Source organism: Pseudomonas sp. 05L36 (genome assembly GCF_056398125.1).
On sequence record NZ_JBFTOU010000008.1, the window covers coordinates 96764 to 118848 of the forward strand.

Below are 22085 nucleotides of genomic sequence, written 5' to 3' on the forward strand. Positions count from 1 at the left end.
AATGAAACCTCACGCCACGGCTTTCAGCCAACGCCTGTTGCGCGGCCAGTCGCCTTCCTACGAACGCTTGCAGGCACGCCTGGCCGAAGATGGCAGTGAACTCGGTGGGGCGCCGATTGCTGTGCATTGCGGCTGGGGCCGTTTGTTGATCGGCCACACCTTTGCCGATGCGGCGAGCCTCGCTGGGGAGTTGCTCAACGAGCAGCCCGGTGAACGGGACATTGCGCTGTACGTCGCCGCGCCCCAGCAAGTGCTGGGGCTGGAGCCGACGCAGCTGTTTCTCGACCCGTCCGATACCTTGCGCCTGTGGTTCAGTGATTACCGTCAAGCGACCCGGGTGTTTCGCGGTTTCCGCATTCGCCGCGCGCAAAGCGATGCCGACTGGCAGGCGATCAATCAGCTGTATCAGGCCCGCGGCATGCTGCCTATCGACGCCACCCGGCTCACTGCGCGCCACCTGGGTGGCCCGGTGTACTGGCTGGCCGAAGACGAGGACAGCGGCGCGGTGATCGGCAGCGTCATGGGCCTCAATCATGAAAAAGCCTTCAACGATCCGGAACACGGCAGCAGCCTGTGGTGCCTGGCGGTCGACCCGCACTGTGCGCGACCGGGTGTCGGTGAAGTGCTGGTGCGGCATCTGATCGAGCACTTCATGAGTCGCGGGCTCGCCTACCTCGACCTGTCCGTGCTGCACGATAACCGCCAGGCGAAGAGCCTTTACGCCAAGCTCGGTTTTCGCAACTTGTCGACCTTCGCCATCAAGCGCAAGAACGGCATCAATCAGCCGCTGTTTCTCGGGCCAGGCCCCGAAGCCGCTTTCAACCCGTACGCGCGGATCATTGTCGAAGAGGCTCACCGCCGTGGCATTGATGTGCAGGTCGATGACGCCGACGCCGGCATGTTCACCCTCAGCCATGGCGGGCGTCGGGTACGCTGCCGCGAATCCCTGAGCGACCTGACCAGCGCCATCAGCATGAGCCTGTGCCAGGACAAAAGTCTGACCCACAAAATGCTCAAGGCAGCCGGGTTGAACCTGCCGGCGCAGCAATTGGCGGGTAACGCCGATGACAATCTGGCATTCCTCGATGAACACCAGCGCGTGGTGGTCAAGCCACTGGATGGTGAACAGGGGCAAGGGGTGGCGGTGGATTTGCGTACCCTTGAGGAGGTGCAGCAAGCCATAGAAGCCGCTCGCCACTTCGACAGCCGCGTGCTGCTGGAAGGTTTCCACGAAGGCCTCGACCTGCGCATTGTGGTGATCGGTTTTGAAGTGGTCGCCGCCGCCATTCGCCGGCCGGCCGAAGTAGTCGGCGACGGCCAGCACTCCATCGGCGCATTGATCGAAGCCCAGAGCCGTCGGCGACAGGCGGCCACGGGTGGCGAAAGCAAGATCCCGCAGGACGCGGAAACCCGGCGCACCTTGCAGGCCGCCGGATACGACTACAGCAGCATTCTGCCGGCCGGCGAGCATCTTTTCGTACGACGCACGGCGAATCTTCATACCGGCGGCGTGCTTGAAGACGTCACGGCGATCCTGCACCCGACGCTGCTGGACGCCGCCGTGCGGGCCGCGCGGGCGCTGGACATTCCCATGGTCGGCCTCGACTTGATGGTGTCCGCCGCTGACCAGCCGGACTACGTGTTTATCGAAGCCAACGAACGGGCCGGGCTGGCCAACCACGAACCGCAGCCCACGGCGGAGCGGTTTGTGGATTTGCTGTTTCCGCACAGCCAGCCGGCAGTCTCTTAGTGATGTGTTGCCTGGGCGGACCCCTTCGCGAGCAAGCTCGCTCCTACAGGGGAATGCGTTCCAATGTAGGAGCTGGCTTGCCAGCGAAGGGGCCAGCCCAGGCAACAAAAATCCCCTCATCGAAACCATCGATGGCCTCAATACATCAGGAGTTTCCATGACCAGCAAAATCCCCGAACCGGACCTCGGTTACCTGCAAAAAGTCCTGCTGGAAATGCTCGCCATTCCCAGCCCCACCGGGTTCACCGACACCATCGTGCGCTACGTCGCCGAGCGCCTTGAAGAACTCGGTATTCCCTTCGAGCTGACTCGTCGTGGCACCATCCGCGCCACGCTCAAGGGCAAGAAAAGCAGCCCCGACCGCGCCGTTTCCGCTCACCTGGACACCATCGGCGCGGCGGTGCGTGCGGTGAAGGACAACGGCCGCCTGACCCTCGCGCCGGTCGGCTGCTGGTCCAGCCGCTTTGCCGAAGGCAGTCGGGTCAGCCTGTTTACCGACAATGGCGTGATCCGCGGCAGCGTCTTGCCGCTGATGGCGTCCGGGCACGCGTTCAATACCGCCGTGGATGAGATGCCGATCAGTTGGGATCACATCGAATTGCGCCTGGACGCCTACTGCGCCACCCGTGCCGACTGCGAGTCGCTGGGCATCAGCGTCGGCGATTTCGTCGCCTTCGACCCGTTGCCGGAGTTCACCGAAAGCGGCCACATCAGCGCCCGCCACCTCGACGACAAGGCCGGGGTGGCCGCGCTGCTGGCGGCGCTCAAAGCCATCGTCGACAGTGGCGAAGAGTTGATGATCGACTGCCATCCACTGTTCACCATCACCGAGGAAACCGGCAGCGGCGCCGCGGCGGCGTTACCCTGGGACGTCAGTGAGTTCGTCGGCATCGACATCGCACCGGTCGCGCCAGGCCAACACTCCAGCGAGCACGCGGTGTGCATCGCGATGCAGGATTCCGGCGGGCCGTATGACTATCACCTGTCGCGCCACCTCCTGCGCCTGGCCAGCGACAACGAGTTGCCGGCGCGCCGCGACCTGTTCCGCTACTACTTCAGCGACGCACATTCAGCGGTCACCGCCGGCCACGACATTCGCACCGCCCTGCTCGCCTTCGGCTGCGACGCCACCCACGGTTACGAACGCACCCACATCGACAGCCTCGCCGCCCTGAGCCGCCTGCTCGGTGCGTACATCCTCAGCCCGCCCGTGTTTGCCAGCGATGCGCAACCGGCCAAGGGTTCACTGGACCGCTTCAGCCATCAGCTCGAACATGACACACAGATGGAAAGCGATACGCGGGTGCCTTCGGTGGACAGCCTGGTGGGGCAGCGGTCGGAGAACTGATTCAGGATCTTCAATCGCCAGGTATACCGCTATCGTCGGAACGCCGCCCGGAGCAGGCTCGCTCCCACACTCGACCGCATTCCCATGAAAGAACTCGGTCTACTGTGGGAGCGAGCTTGCTCGCGAAGGCGTCAGACCAGACAACACAAGATCCCGTGCTGGCCGTCCTCGCCCAATCGCCGTAGCATCGCGCCATTGATCCAACCGAGGTGCCTATGCTGATCCCCCACGACCAACTTCAAGTCGACACCCTCACCCGCCTGATCGAGGATTTCGTGACCCGCGACGGCACGGACAATGGCGACGACACGCCGCTGGAAACCCGCGTACTGCGCGTGCGCCAGGCCTTGACCAAGGGGCAGGCACTGATTGTCTTCGACCCGGAAAGCGAGCAATGCCAACTGATGCTCAAGCACGACGTGCCCAAGCACCTTTTTGACTGAAGCCTTCAGTGCCCCTTGGTCTTCGTCAGTTTGTTCTGGATGCGTTCGTAGATTTCGCAGCGGTGCACTTTGACGTCCTGGGGCGCTTCGACGCCAAAGCGAATGTTGTTTCCGTTGATCGCGAGTACGCGCACGGAAATGTTGTCACCGATGGAAATGGTTTCGCCCACAATGCGAGTGAGTACGAGCATGAGGAGTGTCCTTCAGGGGTTACTGGCCCTTGAAGATGCCCGGCCCGCGGTACGCCTACAATGCTCCGACAGCAAACCAGACCGGACTGACAGCCATGACGCACCACGCTTACGGAAAGGTCTGACAACCCGGCTGATTGTAGGGCCGATCTGTCAGGACGCGGAGAATCGCGGCCCGAACAGGATGATGCTCGCGCCGATCACACACAACGCTACGCCAAGCCAGTCCGAACCCAGCGGACGAATCCGCTCGACCACGGCCAACCAGCCGATTGAGGCAACGATGTAGATGCCACCGTAAGCGGCGTAGGCGCGGCCGGCATAGGTGGCTTCGATACGGGTCAGCAGCAGGGCGAACAGGGTCAGGCTGAGGAGCGCCGGCACCACCCACCACATGCTTTTACCCTGGCGCAGCCACATCCAGAAGGCGAAGCAACCGGCAATTTCGAACAGCGCAGCGAGGAAAAACCACAGGTAATTGAGCATGCAAGCGTCTCGCGAGGATGGCCGATGGCGGCCACCCTAACCACAGCGTTGCCTGCGAGCAAGATCAGCTTGCCGATTGCCTGGCCTTGGCGCGCATTTTGTCGGCCATGACGGTCATTTCGTTGTAGAGCAGTTGCGGGTTCTTCTGCTTGAGCGCCCAGGCCATGCGGCCCTGTTCGTGGGGCAGGATCATGAACTCGCCGGCGGCGACCTGCCGGTAGATGTAGTCGGCGATGTCAGCGGCGCTGATCGGCGAGCTTTCCAGCAACTTGCCGACCTGGGCTTTCATCGCCGGGGTCGGACCGCGGAAGGAGTCCAGCAGGTTGGTCTGGAAGAACGATGGACACACCACATGCACGCCGACTTCCTGATGCGCCAGTTCGATCAGCAGGCTTTCGGACAACGCCACCACGCCCGCCTTGGCCACGTTGTAGTTGCTCATCGCCGGGCCTTGCATCAACGCGGCCATGGACGCGATGTTGATGATCTTGCCTTTGCTTTTTTCCAGCAGCGGCAGGAAAGCCTTGCAGCCCTTGACCACGCCCATCAGGTTGATCGCGATCTGCCAGTCCCAGTCCTCCAGGGACAACTCACTGAAGAACCCGCCAGACGCCACACCCGCGTTATTGACGATGACATCGATGCCGCCGAATTTGACTTCGCAGGCCTGGGCGAACGCCGTCAACTGGCTGTAATCGCGTACGTCACAACGCTGGATAAAACCATCGCCGCCCGCTTCGCGGACCAGCTTGAGGGTTTCCTGCAAACCGGGCTCGCTGACGTCCGACAAGGCCAGTTGCCAGCCTTCACGCGCCCAGCGCAGCGCGATTTCGCGACCCAGACCAGAGCCTGCACCAGTGATCATCATGCGATTTTGCATAGCAAACAGCCTTGTTGTTCTCGGAAGATGCACCGAGTGTAGCGAAGGAAATTGCCCGACCCACGCTCCATCAGATTGCTGAATGGCCCGAGCAAACCGCGGGAGCGCCTGAAGTAACTGATGCAACAAAAAAAGCTAAAGACCCGTTCGAAATACTTGAAAAAAACCTGGAATTTTCCTGCAAGCGCAAGAGTCGGAATATTTAAGCAGCGCGAATTTACTTCATTCCCGCTGACCTTGATTGGCATGGTCAATTCACTGCATTTTCGACAAGGAAATAGACATGGGCACAATACTAATCATCATTCTGATCCTGTTACTGGTCGGTGGTTTGCCGGTCTTCCCACACTCCAGAAGTTGGGGTTATGGCCCATCCGGAATCATCGGCGTCGTGTTGGTGGTACTGTTGATCCTGCTCTTGCTCGGCCGAATATAAAAATCCGCCAGGCAAAAAAAGAGGCTCTTGAAGAGCCTCTTTTCCATTGCGTCACAACTTACTGCGGCGTGCCGTGAACTACACCGGCGGTGTTGTCCAGCAGACTCTTGGTCGCGGTTTGCAGGAACGCTTCGAGCTTGAGCTTCAACTCAGCGGTACCCGGTGCATCCGCAATGATCTCGGCATGCGGCGTAGCGCCCATTTCGTATTGGTACAACTTTGGCGCCATGTCCTTTTCCTTCGGCAGTACAAGGATCCGGTCGTCGCTGAGGATGGCCGTGGTCTGCTCGTTACCCGAAGGTTTGATCACACCAAAACCCTTGTCGCCTTCAGGCAGGTTGAGCAGGTCGCGGCCCCAGCATTGCTGGCGAGTTTCACCGCCCAGGCGGCCCATGATGGTCGGCACGATGTCGATCTGGGTGCCCACGGTGTGGTCACGCTGACCGAACTTCTCCTGGATGCCCGGCGCGATCATCAACATCGGCACGTTGAAGCGGCCCAGGTCCATTTCAGTGATCTGCTGTTCGTTGCCGAAACCGTGGTCACCGACGATGACGAACAGGGTTTCCTTGAAGTACGGCTCCTTGCGGGCCTTTTCAAAGAACTGGCCCAGCGCCCAGTCCGCGTAACGCATGGCGGTCAAGTGCTCGTTCAGGCTGCCGCGATTGGTCACGCGCTCGACCGGCAATGGCGTCGGCAAGGCGTATGGCGTGTGGTTGGACAGGGTTTGCAGCAAGGCATAGAACGGTTTGCCGTTTTCCCGCGCCTTGAGCTCTTGCAGGCTGCGATCGAACATATCCTGGTCGGACACGCCCCATGTCGGGTCGGAGAACACCGGGTTAACAAAATCGTTACGGCCGATGAAGTTGGTCATGCCCTGGTTGCTGAAGAAGCCCGACTGGTTGTCCCAGGCGAAATCACCGTTGTAGACATACACGTCGTCATAGTGACGGGCACTGAGCAACTGCGGCAGGCCAGACAGCTTGTGGCTGCCTTCCGGGGTCTGCATCAGGTATTCGAAACCCGGCAGGTTCGGGAAACAGCCCATGGTGGCGAACATGCCCTGGTGGGTATGGGTACCGTTGGAGAAGAAGCGGTCGAACAGCAGGCCTTCCTTCGACAGCTTGTCGAGGTACGGCGTGATGTTGCCCGGCCCGCCCAAAGCACCCACCGAGTGACCGGCCATGCTTTCCATCAGGATCACGACGACGTTCTTGATCGGCAGGGTCTTGTCGGCCGGCGGCGTGTAGTCACGACGTACGGCGGCCATGTCGGCTTCGACCAGTTTCTCGTCGGGCAACACCAGCATGTCACGCACGATTTGCTGGGCTTGCTCTTGAGGCAGGGTGGCCTTCCAGATGTTGTCGCGTTCTTCGGACATCCGGCTCTTCGCTGCGGCAACCAATTGCAGGGTGCCGTTGAGACCCAATTGGTTGGCGAAGTTCGAGTTGGTGGTATAGACGTCACCCCAACGTAGTGGCGGGCCTTGGCGCAGTGTGCCGCGCGCGGCGACCACACAAACCAGCAGGCACACCACGAATACCGCGATGCGCGCATACCACGGGGCAACCTGGCGCGTGCCGATGCTGCCACCACTGAATGGGCCACGGGGACGGGTTGCACGGTCGGCGCCCTTGAATGCCAGGCTCAGGATCCAGGTGCCCACGGCCCATGCCAGCAGGTAACGAACCACCGGGAAACCGTACCAGAGCATGCTCATCACGGTTTTCGGATCTTCCTTGACGTACTGGAAGACCAGGCCGTTGAGGCGCTGGTGGAACTCACGGTAGAAGTCCATCTCCATCAGGCCCAGGAACAGCGCAATGCTGGAGACGATCGTCAACCAGAGACGGAACAGCCCGCGTGCGGCCATGGCCCGGGCGCTGAACAGTGCCAGCAGCAAGGGAATGCTGAGATAGACCACCAGACGCAGGTCGAAACGCAGACCGTTGGCGAATGCCTCGAGAAAGGTCGAGGCCGGTGTGTCGAGGATCATCGAGCGGTTGTAAACCAGCAGCGCGACGCGCAGCAGGCTGAACATGACCATCATGACCAGGGCACACAACAGCGTGTAGGCCAGATGCGATTTGACGGTCGGTTGCAGCAGGCGACTAGAAGCTCGCTGCTGATTCAGGGCGTCCGGGATTGCCATGTCGTTTTAGGACCCATTGGAAGTTAAAGTTTCAAAAATACAGCTGCGCCTTGCCCTCTTTTCGGCCCGTACAAGGCCTGGGGGTTTGCGCGGTGCGCAAATGTTGCACGATCAACGGCTGCATTGCCATTGATTACTACCCTCATCCCGACTGTTTCATCCTGCATTCAGCAGTACGCAGCGCGTTACGGGAGAGCCGGCGAATTGTCTTGGAGAGTGGGTGAAAATTTCGTGCAACGCATATCCGGAAACAATTTAAAGCCTGCGCACCGGTCAAAAACGCAAACGCCCCGATCGAGTCGGGGCGTTACGAAGTCACCTTAAAAGAGCGATAAAGTTACTTCTCGGCGCGTTCCTTGAGGGCTTTCAAGGTATTGAACGGGGCATCCACCACAAACTTGTTGGCCACCATCGACGGCACGCTGCCGCCCGGCTCGGTGTGCACCTGATAGGTCACTTCGACCTGGTCGCCCTTGGGCACGAACTTCCAGAAACCGTCGACCTTGGCGACCCGGACGAAGCCTTTTTCTTCAGGAACGTATTTCGGTACGCCTTCGAGCTTGCGGGTCAGGCTGCCATCAGCCCCTTCGATGGTGGTGACGTGCAGCACCGAATCACGCGGAGTAACCGGCCACGGGGTGTTGAACTGAGTGTAGGTCCAGCTCTGGTTGCCTTCGTGCTTGAGCAGCTTCTGGGTTTTGCATTCGTGAATCCAGGCGCAGGCTCCGGACACGTCTTCCTGCAACGCGCGCAGCTTGGCTATGGTGGTTTTCATCAGCGTGACGCCCTGGTAGGCCTTGTAGTCGGAGCCGGCCACTTCACTCAGGGAGATCTTGATGCCGTCTTCGTCTTTTTTGACTTTCCAGTCTTCGGCCTGGGCCGTCGAAGTGGCCAGCACAACCGTCAAACCACACAGCACAGCAATACGATGCAGCGAACCCATAGTCTTATTCCTTATTGTTTAAGTTACGTTCGTTGGGCTTGCACCTCCGATCACCTTCAGGTTTTTCGGAGGTGATCGCAGGTGCAAGCCCACACATCACGCCGCCGTCATTTGCTCCCACCAGCCAATCAACCGGATCGCTTCTTCGCTGCTGCTTCCGCACACCTCGGGGTCGGCCTCGAAGGCAGAACACACCGCCGGCCGTTCCGGCTGGCCGAAAATATTGCACAGGTTATCGGAGGAAAGTTGCAGGCAACGCTCCCCTGCGGCTTTGCCGTTGGGCATACCGGGAATCGGTGAACTGATGGAAGGGGCAATGCAACAAGCGCCACAGCCCTCACGGCATTTCATGACGACAAGCTCCTCGCGACGAGCAATGTGTAAAAGGACGAGGCACAGAGTACCCGCTTAAACAGTTGTTTTAAATTACCTGCGAGCGGGTTTTTCAATGCAAACGAACATGACCGACCAGTCGCCGACAAAGCGTCTGGTCTGCGGTTCGCGGATCCTGGTGAGGTTACTGCTTGAACTCGAAATCCAGCGCCGCACCTTCGACCTCGCGGCGTTCTTCCTTTCGCAGTTGCAGCTGCATTTCATTGGTGAGCAGGCGGCCGTTGAGCTGGAACGGGCTGCTGCCGCTTTTGTCACCGAACATCTGGGGTAACAATGGTTCGCGCCTGGACAACGGCACCGTTCCGATCGGCTTCAGCTCCTGAACCATATCCTTGGGCAGGCTCAGGTCCAACTTGGCGGATGGAAGCTCGGTCTTGACAACTTCGCTGGCCGGTTTCGATTTGGAGGCAATGGGCTGGCGCTTTTTCACGGGCGTCGCCGGTTTCTCGGCCGGCGAGGCTTTTTTCACAGGTTCGGGTTTTATCGGTGCGACGTGGAAACTGCCGGTGGCCTCCTGATCCTGCTCGGTAGCCGCTACGACGAATGCCGGCTGAATACTCGCAATCAGGCAGAGCAAAAGCCAGGCGGCAGGAAAAGTCGGTTTCATGTATCCCACGGTGGGTGCAAACGGCAGAGGTGCATATGCTCCCCTGTTGCAGCCCACAAGACAAGCACCGTAGCAGCCTGTTACAAACCGCCCGCCATCTCCTGGCAGAGCTGGGTGGCCAGCATGCCCAGGGTCATCAACGCGCGCTCGGCTTCACGATTCCACGGGATGCCGCAATTGAGGCGAATGCAGTGATTGAACTGCTCGGTGTTACTGAAGATCAGCCCCGGCGCAATACTGATGCCCTGCTGCAATGCCCGCACGTGCAACTCCTGAGTGTTGACCCGTCCCGGCAGACTGACCCACAGAATGAAACCTCCGGTAGGCCGGGTCATCTGCGTGCCTTCCGGGAAATACTGCTGCACGGCCAGCTGGAAGGCGCTGAGGTTTTTCCGGTATTCCTGACGGATGAAGCGCAAATGCCGGTCGTACCCACCATTTTCCAGGTAAGCGGCAATGCCCATCTGGGTCACGCTGCACGCAGAATGCGTGCTGAAGGTCTGCAAGCGCTGGATTTCCTGCTGATACTTGCCGGCAATCATCCAGCCGATCCGCACGCCAGGCGACAGGGTTTTAGAGAAGCTCGAGCAATAGATCACCCGATCCAGCCGATCGTAGGCCTTGAGGGACTTGGTGCGCCCCTGTTCGAACATCAGCTCACCGTAGATATCGTCTTCGACAATCTGGATATCGAAGTCCGACGCCAGGCGCAGCAATTGTTTCTGCCGCTCCTCCGGCATGGTGCCGCCCAACGGATTGCTCAGACGGGTGGTCAACACCAACGCCTTGATCGACCATTGATTGGCCGCCAGTTGCAGGGCTTCCAGGCTCATGCCCGTGGCCGGATCGCTGGGGATCTCGATGACCTTGAGGCCCAACAGGTCGGCCAGTTGCAGCAAACCGTAATAAGTCGGCGATTCGGCCGCGATCAGATCGCCCGGACGGGTCAGCACACGCAAGGACATCTGCAGCGCATCGACGCAACCGTGGGTGATCACCACTTCCGACGGATCGACCACCACGCCGGCATCGCGCATGCGGATCGCCACCTGTCGGCGCAACGGTTCGAAACCGGGGCTGAACATGTAGCTGAAGGCCCGCGGACTATGGAAACGGGTGACTTTGGCCAATTGCTGATGCAGTGCCCGCACCGGCAAATAATCGACACTCGGCACTGCAGCGCCCAGCGGGAAGACACCTTCACGACGGGATTCGACCAGGACTTGTTGAATGATGCTACTGCGGGTGACCAGGCCGGGGCGCTCGACCCGGGCGATGTCCGGCGTCGGTGCGGTGAGGGCCGGCGTCTGGTGCACGTAGTAACCCGACTGCGGCCGGGCGCGGATCAACCCCTGATCCTCGAGATTGGCATACGCCTGCAACACCGTCGCATGGCTGACATTGAGCTGCGAGCTCATCTTGCGCACCGAGGGCACGCGTTCTCCCGGCTGATAGACCCCACGGCGGATGTCTTCGGCCAGTTGTTGAGCAATACGTTGATAGAGCAAAAGATTGGTCATGACGCAGCACTCGATTTCACGGGCATTTTATTCTTGTGTGAAACAATACCGGAACAGTTTAGAAGTGTACGGGGACAGTTGCCACAATAGTCGACCATACAGTGCAGTGTCAGCAAAATCTGTACTGTTTTGCGCGGTAATCGGCAGGTATAAAAAAACCCGGCGCTGCATGGCAGGCCGGGTTGTAGGAACTGTAGGGTGCATAGCGCCACCCTGGAGCAGCCTTAGCGGGCAGCGCCGAGCTGGCCCTTTTCGTCGGAAAACACAATTTCCACCCGACGGTTCTGCGCACGGCCCCGTTCCGACGCATTCGCGTCCACGGGATACTCGTCGCCATAACCCTCGACCTGAATACGCTTGTCGTCGATGCCCAGGTCCATCAACACATCAGCCACCGATTGTGCGCGGTCGCGGGACAGCTTGAGGTTTTCCTGCTTGCCCCCGGTACTGTCCGTATAACCTTCGATCCGTACCACACGCTTGGGATTGAGTTGCAGGAACTGCACGATCTTCAACACCACACGGTTGGCCGAAGGTTTCAATTCCGCTTCGCCGGTGTCGAACAGCATGTCGCCCAATGTCATCACCAGGCCACGGTCGGTCTGGGTGGTCGTCAATGCCAGGATCTGCTCTTCGAGCCATTTGCCTTGCTGCTGCACGCTGAACAGTTTGGATTCACGCAGTGCCAGTTGCAGGCGCTGCCGCTCCAGTTCAAGCTTCGCCGCTTGCTCTTCGTTGAGCGCCTGATCGGTGTGTTCCCGGGCAATGGCGCTATAGCGCTGGCTCAGGTAGGCGTAATGCACCACGTCCGAACCGCTACCCCAATAGCTGGACAGGCGATCGGCACGGGCCAGGGACTCCCCGGCGCGAATCACGTCCTTGGGGGCGATTCGCAGCACATTGGAGTCTTCCTTGACCTTCTGAAAATCGGCTCCAGCCTGCTGCAATGCGGTCTCGCTGTGCTGGCTGGCGCAACCAGACAGGCTCGCGCAGCCTGCCAGGATCAAACCGCCGAGGGCTTTGCTCTTGAGGCTCATTCGGCATCTCCCAGTTGCTTTTGCAGGCGGGCGATGCGGGTGTTCAGCACGTTCAACTGCTCCTCGCTCTTGGCCTTCAACACCTTGGCTTCAGCCAGGCGCGCATCGAGTTCGGCCTGTTCGGCCCGCATCCGCGCATTCTTGAAGGATTGATCGGTCATGTTGCCCTTGGCACGATTGTACTTGTCCTCGGCCAGTTTCATTTCCGGCACATCGTCGGCGGTGGCGCCCACGGCCTTGGCCTGTTCGAGTGCCTGTTCGGTCAGGCGCATCTGTTCATTCGGCGCAGGATCGGTTGCACAACCCGCCAGGACCACAAAGGCCACGGCAGCGAAAAGAGGTCGAATACTCACTAGATATCCCTACTGTTTTGGGGCACTGACGGGTTGTTGCGAGGGTTGCTGCGGTTGTGAGCGTTGTGCCTTCCAACGCTCGATATTGCGCATCAGCACGGCTTCCGTCAGTCCGGACGCGGGCAATTCTGTCATCTTTTTGGCCAACTGTCCGCGCAACCACGGATCGTTGCAGGCCGAGTCATGGGAAATCGCCAGGTACAGGCCAGGCTTGTCGACCGGTTGCGAGCGAGTGACCAAATCACCGGCCATGCCCAGTGTCTGTGCGGTCGCCATGCCCGAGTAACGTCCTGCCAGCACAAACTCGACCTCGCCCAACAGCAGTTTCTGAAAGGCCTGGGTCAGGTTGGACGTGTGCGTGAGGGTTAACTGCTGTCCGGCAAAGGTGCTGAATTGCGGAGTCAATCGAGCCTTTTCCGACACGGCACCGGAATGGCCGTGCAGATCTTGTGCTTCGTTATAGATCAGCGTCGAGTCCTTGCGCGTCCAGACCAGATAGTCGTTTTCCAGCACGGGTGGATGGATGTAATCCAGGGAATCCAGCTCACTGACGGTCAACGTCGCGTCCGCCAGCATGTCCATGCGCCCACTGCGCACTTCGTCCAGGGCCTGGGCGCGTTTGCCGGCATACAGCAGTTCGACCTTGAGCCCCAACTCCCCCGCCACTTGCTGCAGCAAATCGGCACTGGCACCGATCAGGTGCCTGGGATTCTGCGGGTCTTGCCACAGGTACGGCGGCGCGTCCGGGCTGCCGGTGACCACCAGGCGTTCGCATTTGCCGGCGGCGAAAGACAGCGCGGGCAATAGCGTCAATCCCAGCAAACTCCACACAAGGCGCAGATCCATGGCTACACACTCCACTCATACCCGGTTATGCCCCTTGTAGGAGCGAGCTTGCTCGCGATGAACGTTAACGATGACGCGTTCATTCTGGAAAAACGCGGCGCATTTGAGTCCATCGCGAGCAAGCTCGCTCCTACAGAAGAGCAAAAAAAAGCCCGGCCAAAAGGCCGGGCTCTTTATAAGTGAAGCAGCCGGATTAGACCAGCTTCTCGAACTCAGGGATGGCTTCGAACAGGTCTGCCACCAGGCCGTAATCGGCCACCTGGAAGATCGGCGCTTCTTCGTCCTTGTTGATCGCAACGATCACTTTGGAGTCTTTCATGCCGGCCAGGTGCTGGATCGCGCCGGAGATACCGACGGCGATGTACAGCTGTGGAGCAACGATCTTGCCGGTCTGACCGACCTGCATGTCGTTGGGTACAAAACCGGCGTCGACCGCGGCGCGGGAGGCACCGACGGCAGCGCCCAGCTTGTCGGCCAGGGCGTACAGGTGTTTGAAGTTGTCGCCGTTCTGCATGCCGCGACCGCCGGAAACGACGATCTTGGCAGCGGTCAGTTCCGGACGATCGGACTTGGCCAGCTCTTCGCCAACGAAGCTGGAGATGCCAGCGTCGTGGGCAGCGGCAACGGCTTCAACAGCAGCAGAACCGCCTTCAGCGGCAACCGGGTCGAAACCGGTGGCACGCACGGTGATCACTTTCACTGCAGCGTTCGATTGAACGGTAGCGATGGCGTTACCGGCGTAGATCGGACGCTTGAAGGTGTCAGCGCTTTCTACCGAGATGATCTCGGAGATCTGGTCAACGTCCAGGGCAGCGGCAACCCGCGGCAGGATGTTTTTGCCGTTGGAAGTAGCGGCAGCCAGGATGTGGCTGTAGCCCTTGCCCAGCTCGGCAACCAGCGGAGCGATGTTTTCCGGCAGTTGATGCGCGTAGGCAGCGTTGTCGGCCAGCAGCACTTTAGCCACGCCAGCGATTTTCGCGGCAGCTTCAGCCACCGCGCCAGCGCCCTGGCCTGCAACCAGTACGTGCACGTCGCCGCCGATTTTGGCAGCAGCGGCCACGGTGTTCAGCGTGGCCGGGGCCACTGCTTTGCCGTCGTGTTCAGCGATTACCAAGATAGTCATGATTAGATTACCTTCGCTTCGTTTTTCAGTTTCTCGACCAGTTCAGCCACCGACTTGACCTTGATACCCGCGCTGCGTGCAGCCGGCGCTTCGACTTTCAGGGTCTTGTTGGTGGAGGCGGTGGAAACGCCCAAAGCATCCGGAGTCAGCACTTCGAGAGGCTTCTTCTTGGCTTTCATGATGTTTGGCAGAGACGCGTAGCGCGGCTCGTTCAAACGCAGGTCGGTGGTGACGATGGCCGGCAACTTCAGGGAAACCGTCTGCGCGCCGCCGTCGACTTCACGGGTGACAGCAACGCTGTCGCCGCTGATTTCGACTTTGGACGCGAACGTGCCCTGACCGTAGCCGCTCAATGCAGCGAGCATCTGGCCAGTCTGGTTGTTGTCGCTGTCGATGGCTTGTTTGCCAAGGATCACCAGCTGAGGCTGTTCCTTGTCGACAACGGCCTTCAGCAGCTTGGCAACGGCCAGGGAAGTCAGGTCTTCGGCGGACTCGACGAGGATGGCACGGTCGGCACCCAGAGCCAGCGCGGTGCGCAGTTGCTCTTGAGCGGTGGACGGGCCTACGGAGACGACGACGATTTCAGTCGCAACACCCTTCTCTTTCAGGCGTACGGCTTCTTCCACGGCGATTTCGCAGAACGGGTTCATCGACATCTTGACGTTGGCAAGATCGACGCCGGAATTGTCCGCCTTGACGCGAACCTTGACGTTGTAATCCACAACGCGTTTGACAGCTACAAGAACCTTCATGGATTCCTCGTTACTCTCCGGTGAAAAGAAAGTCGCCTAGGCGAACCTGGCGGTTGATGCTCATCGGGCGCAAGGGCACCTCCAAAAACGCCGGCAAAGGTGTCAAGTGACCATCGCTCATGATGTGGATGACCGTTCGTCAGTGGTGACTGACGAGTCATTCAACATCGCGGCGTGTAAACTACGCATCAAACCCGCGCGGCTCATCACTCTCTACTCCCATCGCCCTGTCTTTAGAGGTGCTCTTGAAACCAACAGTCAGCCTACGGCGAGCGCAAAACCGCCCGTATCTTGACCGGAACGCCTATTCCGGTCAATACGCCAAAATGGCCGTTCATAAGGCGCGTGACTTTGATTTCTCTGGCCTCGAGCCAATTCAAACAAACGTTTGTATTGGACGCTGAGAGTGGTGTAGATATAATGCGCCACCCAAAGAGAAAGGTGGTCAATCGATTGTCCGCTCTCGGCGTTGCGCCGGGATTCATGGATGCGACACCGAACCTCCAAATTAGAAAAAAAACTGTTGAGCCTTGAGTAGGAGATAACCTGTGGAACGCGAATACATGGAATTCGACGTTGTCATCGTCGGTGCCGGCCCCGCTGGTCTTTCCGCCGCCTGCCGCTTGAAGCAGAAGGCCGCCGAAGCCGGTAAGGAAATCAGCGTCTGCGTGGTCGAAAAAGGCTCCGAAGTCGGTGCTCACATTTTGTCCGGTGCCGTGTTCGAACCACGGGCCCTGAACGAACTGTTCCCGGACTGGAAAGAACTCGGCGCGCCGCTGAACACCCCCGTCACCCGCGACGAAATCTTCGTTCTGAAGAACGCTGAAAGCGCGCAGAAAGTTCCTGACTTCTTTGTGCCCAAGACCATGCACAACGAAGGCAACTACATCATCTCCCTGGGCAACCTGTGCCGCTGGCTGGCCCAGCAGGCCGAGAACCTGGGCGTGGAAATCTACCCGGGTTTCGCCGCTCAGGAAGCGCTGATCGACGAGAACGGCGTGGTTCGCGGGATTATCACCGGTGACCTGGGCGTCGACCGCGAAGGTAATCCGAAGGAAGGCCTGTACACCCCCGGCATGGAACTGCGTGGCAAGTACACGCTGTTCGCCGAAGGTTGCCGCGGCCACATCGGCAAGCAGCTGATCAAGCGTTTCAACCTGGACACTGACGCTGATGCCCAGCACTACGGCATCGGCCTGAAAGAAATCTGGGAAGTCGACCCGGCCAAGCACCAGCCTGGCCTGGTAGTCCACACCGCCGGTTGGCCGATGGACATCATGGGCACCGAGAACACCGGTGGCTCGTTCCTCTATCACCTGGAAAACAACCAGGTGGTCGTCGGTCTGATCGTCGACCTGTCCTACAGCAACACCTACCTGTCGCCGTTCGACGAGTTCCAGCGCCTCAAGCATCACCCGGTGCTCAAGCAGTACCTGGAAGGCGGCAAGCGCATCAGCTACGGCGCGCGTGCCATCTGCAAAGGCGGCCTGAACTCGCTGCCGAAAATGGTGTTCAAGGGCGGCGCGCTGATCGGTTGCGACCTCGGTACCCTGAACTTCGCCAAGATCAAAGGCAGCCACACAGCGATGAAATCCGGCATGCTCGCCGCTGAATCCGTGGCTGACGCGCTGTTCGCCGAGAAGGACGGCAGCGAAGAACTGACCACCTACGTCGACAGCTTCAAGAACAGCTGGCTCTACGAAGAACTGTTCGCCAGCCGCAACTTCGGCCCGGCGATCCACAAGTTCGGCGCCATCGTCGGTGGCGGTTTCAACTGGCTGGACCAGAACATCTTCGGCGGCAAACTGCCGTTCACCCTGCACGACACCAAACCGGATTACGCTTGCCTGAAACTGGCGGCCGACTGCAAGAAGATCGACTACCCGAAACCGGACGGCAAGATCAGCTTCGACAAACTCAGCTCGGTGTTCATCTCCGGTACCAACCACGAAGAAGAGCAGCCGTGCCACCTGAAGCTGGCCGACGCGAGCATCCCGATCGGCAAGAACCTGCCGCTGTACGATGAGCCGGCACAGCGTTACTGCCCGGCCGGCGTGTATGAAGTGATCACCAAGGAAGACGGCGAGAAGCGCTTCCAGATCAATGCCCAGAACTGTGTTCACTGCAAGACTTGCGACATCAAGGACCCTGCACAGAACATCACCTGGGTGACGCCGGAAGGCTCTGGCGGCCCGACTTACCCGAACATGTAAGCCGAACCGCTGAACATCAAGGCTCCCGAAACGGGGGCCTTTTTGTTGCGTGCGATTGTAGGAGCGAGCTTGCTCGCGATGGTGTGTCATTCAGCATTAATGTTGACTGACACTCCATCGCGAGCAAGCTCGCTCCTACAGTAGGGGTGCTAAACCTCAGGCTGCGCGCTCTTCACCGGGATTACGCTCGAAGTACCGCTTGTACTCGCGACTGAACTGCGACGTGCTCTGATACCCCACCCGATGCGCCACCTGCGCCACGCCCAGCCCCTCGCCCAGCAACAACTGCTGCGCCCTGAGCAGACGCAATCGCTTCAGATACTGCACCGGTGACAACAAGGTGCTGCGCTTGAAATGCTCGTGAAAGGTCGACGCACTCATGTTCGCGCAACTGGCCAGGGTCTCGACGTTCAACGGTTCGGTGTAATGCGCATGCAGATGACTGAGGGATGCCGCGATCCGGGCGAACTGCCCCTGCTGCTCAACCAGCGCCCGCAATACATCGGCTTGCGGACCGCGCAATGCGACGAACAGTAACTCGCGCAAACGCGCTTGCCCCATGATCTGGCATTCCAGCGGATCGTGCAGGCAACGCAGCAGCCGCTCGACACAACCGCGCATGGCATCATCGAGCACTGCCGAGGTCATGGACTCAGGCGTTTGCGCCGGAATATGCCGCCCCGGCGCCAGGCCCATTGCCAATACCAGCTCGCCCAGCATCACCCGGTCGATCGCGACAGAAACGCCCAGCATTGGCCCGCTCGGCGCGGCAAAGGTTTCACACTCGAACGGCACCGGCAGCGCCTGAATCAGGTAGTGCCCTGCGCCATATTCCAGAGTGCGCGGCCCCAGGTACGCCAGTTTGCTGCCCTGGGCGATGATCACCAGGCTCGGCTCGTAGATCTGCGGCCCACGGGCCACATCGCAACTGGCCCGCAGAACCTGTACGCCCGGCAACGCGGTCGGGACGAACCCGTCGCGAGTGGACAGTGGCTCGATCAGCGAAACCAGGCTGGCATTGGCATCAAGATGACGGGTCAACAGCATGAAAAAACTTCGCAAAAAAAGGGATGAAAGCATCATCGCAGGTCTGATCGCCAATGGGATCGCTCAAGGACCGATGCCGGAGGAATAGGCATGACACCCGGAGGAATCGCCATGGCTGGCACAGGGAACGACGCCCAGAATGCGCCACCTCACCCGTCAGCGCTTTTGCGAGGTTCACCATGTACACCGCCATCGGATACGCCGCCCAGTCGGCCACCACTCCCCTCGCCCCTGTGAAATTCGAACGCCGCAGCCCACGGGCCGACGACGTTGCCATCGAGATTCTCTACTGCGGCGTCTGCCATTCAGACATCCATCAGGCCCGCAACGAGTGGGGCATTGCCGTTTACCCGCTGATGCCTGGTCACGAAATCGTCGGCAAAGTGACCGCCGTTGGCGCGAACGTGACCCGACACAAGGTCGGCGATCTGGTCGGTGTCGGCTGCATGGTCGATTCATGCCGCCATTGCGAAGCTTGCCAGGCCAACCTGGAGCAATACTGCCTCGAAGGCCCGACCATGACCTACGCCACCCCGGACCGGGTCGATGGCAGCAACACCATGGGCGGTTACTCCGACAGCATCGTGGTCAGCGAGCACTTTGTGGTGCGTATCCCGGAAAAACTGGCCCTGGCCAGCGCCGCGCCAATCCTGTGTGCCGGCATCACCACCTACTCGCCGCTCAAGCACTACGGCGTGAAGGCCGGCGACAAGGTCGGGATTCTCGGCATGGGTGGCCTGGGCCACATGGGCATCAAGTTCGCCAAGGCCATGGGCGCCGAAGTGACGCTGTTCACCCGTTCGGCAAGCAAGGCCGAAGAGGCTCGCCGTCAGGGTGCGGACCATGTGATCGTGTCCACCGATGACGCGCAGATGCAGGCCGCCGCCGGTCACTTCGACTTCCTGCTCGACACCATTCCGGTGCAGCACGACCTCAACCCCTACCTCGATACGCTACGTTTCGACGGCGTGCATATTCTGGTGGGTCTGATCGAACCGGTGGAGCCGCCGGTGCATGCGGCCAAACTGGTATTGGGACGTCGCGTGCTGGCGGGTTCGCTGATCGGCGGCATCGCCGAAACCCAGGAAGTGCTGGATTTCTGCGCCGAGCACAACATCACCTGCGACATCGAAATGCTCGACATCCGCCAGATCAACGAGGCTTACGCCCGCATGATCGCCGGTGACGTCAAGTACCGCTTCGTCATCGACATGGCGACCCTCAAGGTTTAAACCTTAAGACCCAGCTCCGCCGACAGCCGGGCCGTGACCCCTTTGATCAGGGGAATCAGCTCGGCCATTTTTTCCAGCGGCATGTACGGCACAGTACTGGCGATGCTGATGCCGGCGACGATGCGTTTGCTGGCATCACGAATCGGCGCGGCTACGCAGCGGATCGATGGTTCGTTGTCTTCCAGATCGAAGGCATAACCGCCGGCCACATACTCGACCATGCGCTGCTCGAACTGCTCCCAGGATTGCTCCGGGTGCTGCGGCCAGAACTGGTTTTTCCCACCCACCGGCAGGCTGACTTCGTACAGGCGCTGCCACTCTTGCGGTGAGTCATCGAGCATCAGCGCCTTGCCGATCCCGGTGCGCGCCAACGGCATGCGATGGCCGACCCGCGAACGCATTTCCGGGCCATTGCGCCCTGGATTCTTGTGCAGGTACAGCACTTCGTCGCCTTCACGAATCGCCAGGTGAATGGTGTCGCCGGTCAACGCCGACAACTCGTCCAGATACGGCCCGGCCAGGGTCACCAACGGCAACTCTTCACGGGCCTGAAAGCCCAACTCGATCAGTTTCGGCCCCAGCAGATAACCGACTTGCGGCACCACCCGCAGATAACGCTCGTCCACCAGGCAACTGGCCAGGCGATGGGTGGTGCTGCGCGTGGTGCCGATCAGCCGGGCGATTTCCTTGAGATCGCGGGCGCCACTGGCCACGGCCTGAACCACACCCAACCCGCGAAGCAGGGTCTGGGTGCCGGTCGGTGCGGCGTCCTTGGCGATTTTTGGGGCGTCTTCCTGCATATCCAGCCTTTACCGTTGAGCGAGTGAACGGGCGGCATTATGGTCGCCCGCGTGCCACGACTACAACTTGATACGCTCGACCTTGCCCACCAGCAGGATGTAGGACAGAGCACCGATCAACGCCAGCACCGAGATGTAGGTGATCGCCGGGGCAAAAGAATCTCCCGTCGCGAGGAAACCGATCACGATAGGCGTGGCAATCGCCGACAGGTTGCCGATGAAGTTGAACACCCCGCCGGTCAGCCCGAGCAAGCGTGCCGGAGCCAAGGTCGACACCAACGACCAGGTGATCGAAGCCAGGCCATTACCGAAGAATGCCAGCGCGAGGAAGGCAATCACCAACGGCGTCGACTCGACAAAGTTGGCGCCGATGATCGAAGTGGAAATCAGCAGGCCGCTGATGATCGGCAATTTGCGGGCGAAACCAACCGTGTAACCGCGACGGATCAAAAAGTCCGAGAAGAAACCGGAACACAGCACACCGATAAACGCGGCGAGAAACGGCAGCGATGCCAACAGGCCGGACTTGATGAAGTCCATGCCGCGATATTTCACCAGGTAGGTCGGGAACCAGGTGAGGAAAAACCACAGCGTCGAGTTGAGGCAGAACTGCCCGAGGTAGATGCCCCAGAGCTTGCGTTTGGTCAGGACGATGCCCAGGTCGGTCCAGCTGAATTTGGCTTTGACCTTGGCTTGTTCGGCCTGGATATCCACCAGCCCGCCGCCCTCGCGGATCAGATCAATCTCTGCGTCATTGGCGCCTTTGAAATCCCGCGGCTCGCGATACATCGCGTACCAGATCACCGCCCACACAATGCCCACCGCGCCGGTGGCGACGAACACCATGTGCCAACCGAATTCGTGCTGCAGCCAGGCCAGCACCGGTGTCAGGAAGGCCAGGCCGACGAATTGCCCGGAAGTGTAGAAACCGATGGCCGTGGCGCGCTCGCGCTCGGGGAACCAGGTGGTGACCACGCGGCTGTTGATCGGGTACGCCGGTGCTTCCAGCGCACCGACCGCCATGCGCAACACGAACAGCGCGATGAAGCTGGCGGCGAAGCCGAGCATCACCGTGGCCACCGACCACAGCAGCAAGGCGACGCTGTACAGAATCCGTGGCGGCACGCGATCCACCAGCCAGCCACCGGGAATCTGCATGGCGGCGTAGGTCCAGCCGAACGCGGAGAAGATCAGGCCGACGTGGATCGGGTCGATGCCCAGGTCACTGGTCAATGCCGGGGCGGCAATCGACAGGTTGCTACGGTCCAGGTAGTTGATCACCACGGTGATGAACAACAGCACCATGATGAAAAAACGCTTGCGGCTGGGCGTCACCAACGACGCCTGCCCGGTGAGGGTTTGCGGTTGCATGGGGGGTGCCTCTTCTTATGGTTATTGAGGTCGAAATCAGGGTTAACGCAGATCTCACTGCTAATGGAGATCAAACTGTGGGAGCCAGCCTGCTGGCGATAGCGGTGGGTCAGTCACCATAAATGCTGGAGGTGCGGACCAAATCGCCAGCAGGCTGGCTCC

General features: G+C 60.1%; 23 protein-coding genes. 7 read left to right on the forward strand and 16 right to left on the reverse strand.

The window, feature by feature from the left end:
- The first annotated feature begins 1 nt into the window (after position 1).
- From ngg to AC1DKH_RS11305, 3 genes are all read left to right on the forward strand, one after another.
- Positions 2–1750 carry an N-acetylglutaminylglutamine synthetase gene (ngg, locus tag AC1DKH_RS11295; protein WP_477754908.1) on the forward strand — a complete coding sequence of 583 codons (1749 nt, stop codon included), beginning with the start codon at positions 2–4 and terminating at the stop codon, positions 1748–1750.
- A gap of 157 nt (positions 1751–1907) precedes the next feature.
- Positions 1908–3098, forward strand: a complete 1191-nt coding sequence (locus AC1DKH_RS11300; protein WP_477798193.1) for an osmoprotectant NAGGN system M42 family peptidase — start codon at positions 1908–1910, stop codon at positions 3096–3098.
- Between the two features lie 215 nt (positions 3099–3313).
- Positions 3314–3541 (forward strand): YheU family protein, encoded by a 228-nt coding sequence (locus AC1DKH_RS11305; RefSeq protein WP_056727184.1) that lies wholly within the window; start codon positions 3314–3316, stop codon positions 3539–3541.
- A gap of 5 nt (positions 3542–3546) precedes the next feature.
- Here AC1DKH_RS11305 and csrA read toward each other — a convergent pair whose 3' ends face one another.
- The 3 genes from csrA to AC1DKH_RS11320 all read right to left on the reverse strand — a co-directional run bounded on the left by csrA (position 3547) and on the right by AC1DKH_RS11320 (position 5098).
- Positions 3547–3732 (reverse strand): carbon storage regulator CsrA, encoded by a 186-nt coding sequence (csrA, locus tag AC1DKH_RS11310; protein WP_477754906.1) that lies wholly within the window; start codon positions 3730–3732, stop codon positions 3547–3549.
- Between the two features lie 153 nt (positions 3733–3885).
- Positions 3886–4218, reverse strand: a complete 333-nt coding sequence (locus AC1DKH_RS11315; RefSeq protein ID WP_223508037.1) for a YnfA family protein — start codon at positions 4216–4218, stop codon at positions 3886–3888.
- A gap of 64 nt (positions 4219–4282) precedes the next feature.
- Positions 4283–5098 carry an SDR family oxidoreductase gene (locus tag AC1DKH_RS11320; protein WP_218427556.1) on the reverse strand — a complete coding sequence of 272 codons (816 nt, stop codon included), beginning with the start codon at positions 5096–5098 and terminating at the stop codon, positions 4283–4285.
- Positions 5099–5375: 277 nt separating this feature from the next.
- On the opposite strand from AC1DKH_RS11320, the gene AC1DKH_RS11325 reads away from it, so the two are divergent.
- Complete coding sequence (locus tag AC1DKH_RS11325; RefSeq protein ID WP_477754914.1) at positions 5376–5534, forward strand: DUF3309 family protein; 159 nt, start codon at positions 5376–5378, stop codon at positions 5532–5534.
- Between the two features lie 58 nt (positions 5535–5592).
- Here the strand turns inward: AC1DKH_RS11325 and AC1DKH_RS11330 are convergent, their stop codons facing one another.
- From AC1DKH_RS11330 to AC1DKH_RS11365, 8 genes are all read right to left on the reverse strand, one after another.
- Positions 5593–7686, reverse strand: a complete 2094-nt coding sequence (locus AC1DKH_RS11330) for an LTA synthase family protein (protein ID WP_477798194.1) — start codon at positions 7684–7686, stop codon at positions 5593–5595.
- Between the two features lie 337 nt (positions 7687–8023).
- The gene (locus tag AC1DKH_RS11335) at positions 8024–8629 is read right to left on the reverse strand and encodes an START domain-containing protein (protein ID WP_477798195.1); all 606 of its coding nucleotides are present in this window, start codon (positions 8627–8629) and stop codon (positions 8024–8026) included.
- A 96-nt stretch (positions 8630–8725) separates the two neighbouring features.
- Entirely contained in the window at positions 8726–8980 is a 255-nt protein-coding gene (locus tag AC1DKH_RS11340; protein WP_108215386.1) for a YkgJ family cysteine cluster protein, read from the reverse strand.
- A gap of 166 nt (positions 8981–9146) precedes the next feature.
- Positions 9147–9629, reverse strand: a complete 483-nt coding sequence (locus AC1DKH_RS11345; RefSeq protein ID WP_477753719.1) for a translation initiation factor 2 — start codon at positions 9627–9629, stop codon at positions 9147–9149.
- A gap of 80 nt (positions 9630–9709) precedes the next feature.
- Complete coding sequence (locus AC1DKH_RS11350; protein WP_008050371.1) at positions 9710–11149, reverse strand: aminotransferase-like domain-containing protein; 1440 nt, start codon at positions 11147–11149, stop codon at positions 9710–9712.
- A gap of 224 nt (positions 11150–11373) precedes the next feature.
- Positions 11374–12186 carry an OmpA family protein gene (locus tag AC1DKH_RS11355; protein WP_477759902.1) on the reverse strand — a complete coding sequence of 271 codons (813 nt, stop codon included), beginning with the start codon at positions 12184–12186 and terminating at the stop codon, positions 11374–11376.
- Positions 12183–12539: a DUF4398 domain-containing protein gene (locus AC1DKH_RS11360; RefSeq protein WP_108215383.1), complete on the reverse strand. Its 357-nt coding sequence runs from the start codon at positions 12537–12539 to the stop codon at positions 12183–12185. The genes AC1DKH_RS11355 and AC1DKH_RS11360 overlap by 4 nt, the downstream gene beginning before the upstream one ends.
- A gap of 9 nt (positions 12540–12548) precedes the next feature.
- Positions 12549–13385 carry a substrate-binding periplasmic protein gene (locus tag AC1DKH_RS11365; protein WP_477798196.1) on the reverse strand — a complete coding sequence of 279 codons (837 nt, stop codon included), beginning with the start codon at positions 13383–13385 and terminating at the stop codon, positions 12549–12551.
- A gap of 48 nt (positions 13386–13433) precedes the next feature.
- Here AC1DKH_RS11365 and AC1DKH_RS11370 point away from each other — a divergent pair, with 48 nt between their 5' ends.
- Positions 13434–13568 (forward strand): hypothetical protein, encoded by a 135-nt coding sequence (locus AC1DKH_RS11370; protein WP_477798197.1) that lies wholly within the window; start codon positions 13434–13436, stop codon positions 13566–13568.
- A gap of 10 nt (positions 13569–13578) precedes the next feature.
- Here the strand turns inward: AC1DKH_RS11370 and AC1DKH_RS11375 are convergent, their stop codons facing one another.
- Together AC1DKH_RS11375 and AC1DKH_RS11380 are read right to left on the reverse strand one after the other, a co-directional pair.
- Positions 13579–14508, reverse strand: coding sequence for an electron transfer flavoprotein subunit alpha/FixB family protein (locus AC1DKH_RS11375; RefSeq protein WP_477798198.1), 930 nt, complete (start codon positions 14506–14508; stop codon positions 13579–13581).
- Positions 14509–14510: 2 nt separating this feature from the next.
- Complete coding sequence (locus AC1DKH_RS11380; protein ID WP_150753971.1) at positions 14511–15260, reverse strand: electron transfer flavoprotein subunit beta/FixA family protein; 750 nt, start codon at positions 15258–15260, stop codon at positions 14511–14513.
- 548 nt (positions 15261–15808) lie between these two features.
- Between AC1DKH_RS11380 and AC1DKH_RS11385 the strand changes: the two genes are divergently transcribed.
- On the forward strand, positions 15809–17473 hold the full coding sequence (locus tag AC1DKH_RS11385) for an electron transfer flavoprotein-ubiquinone oxidoreductase (protein WP_477798199.1): 1665 nt from the start codon (positions 15809–15811) through the stop codon (positions 17471–17473).
- Between the two features lie 156 nt (positions 17474–17629).
- On the opposite strand, the gene AC1DKH_RS11390 is transcribed toward AC1DKH_RS11385, so the two are convergent.
- Complete coding sequence (locus AC1DKH_RS11390; RefSeq protein ID WP_477798200.1) at positions 17630–18520, reverse strand: AraC family transcriptional regulator; 891 nt, start codon at positions 18518–18520, stop codon at positions 17630–17632.
- Between the two features lie 179 nt (positions 18521–18699).
- Here AC1DKH_RS11390 and AC1DKH_RS11395 point away from each other — a divergent pair, with 179 nt between their 5' ends.
- Positions 18700–19752, forward strand: a complete 1053-nt coding sequence (locus AC1DKH_RS11395; protein WP_477753726.1) for an NAD(P)-dependent alcohol dehydrogenase — start codon at positions 18700–18702, stop codon at positions 19750–19752.
- On the opposite strand, the gene AC1DKH_RS11400 is transcribed toward AC1DKH_RS11395, so the two are convergent.
- The gene (locus tag AC1DKH_RS11400; protein ID WP_108215376.1) at positions 19749–20552 is read right to left on the reverse strand and encodes an IclR family transcriptional regulator; all 804 of its coding nucleotides are present in this window, start codon (positions 20550–20552) and stop codon (positions 19749–19751) included. The two genes, AC1DKH_RS11395 and AC1DKH_RS11400, sit on opposite strands and share 4 nt — an antisense overlap.
- Before the next feature lie 60 nt (positions 20553–20612).
- Complete coding sequence (locus AC1DKH_RS11405) at positions 20613–21923, reverse strand: MFS transporter (RefSeq protein ID WP_477798201.1); 1311 nt, start codon at positions 21921–21923, stop codon at positions 20613–20615.
- Between the last annotated feature and the right edge of the window lie 162 nt (positions 21924–22085).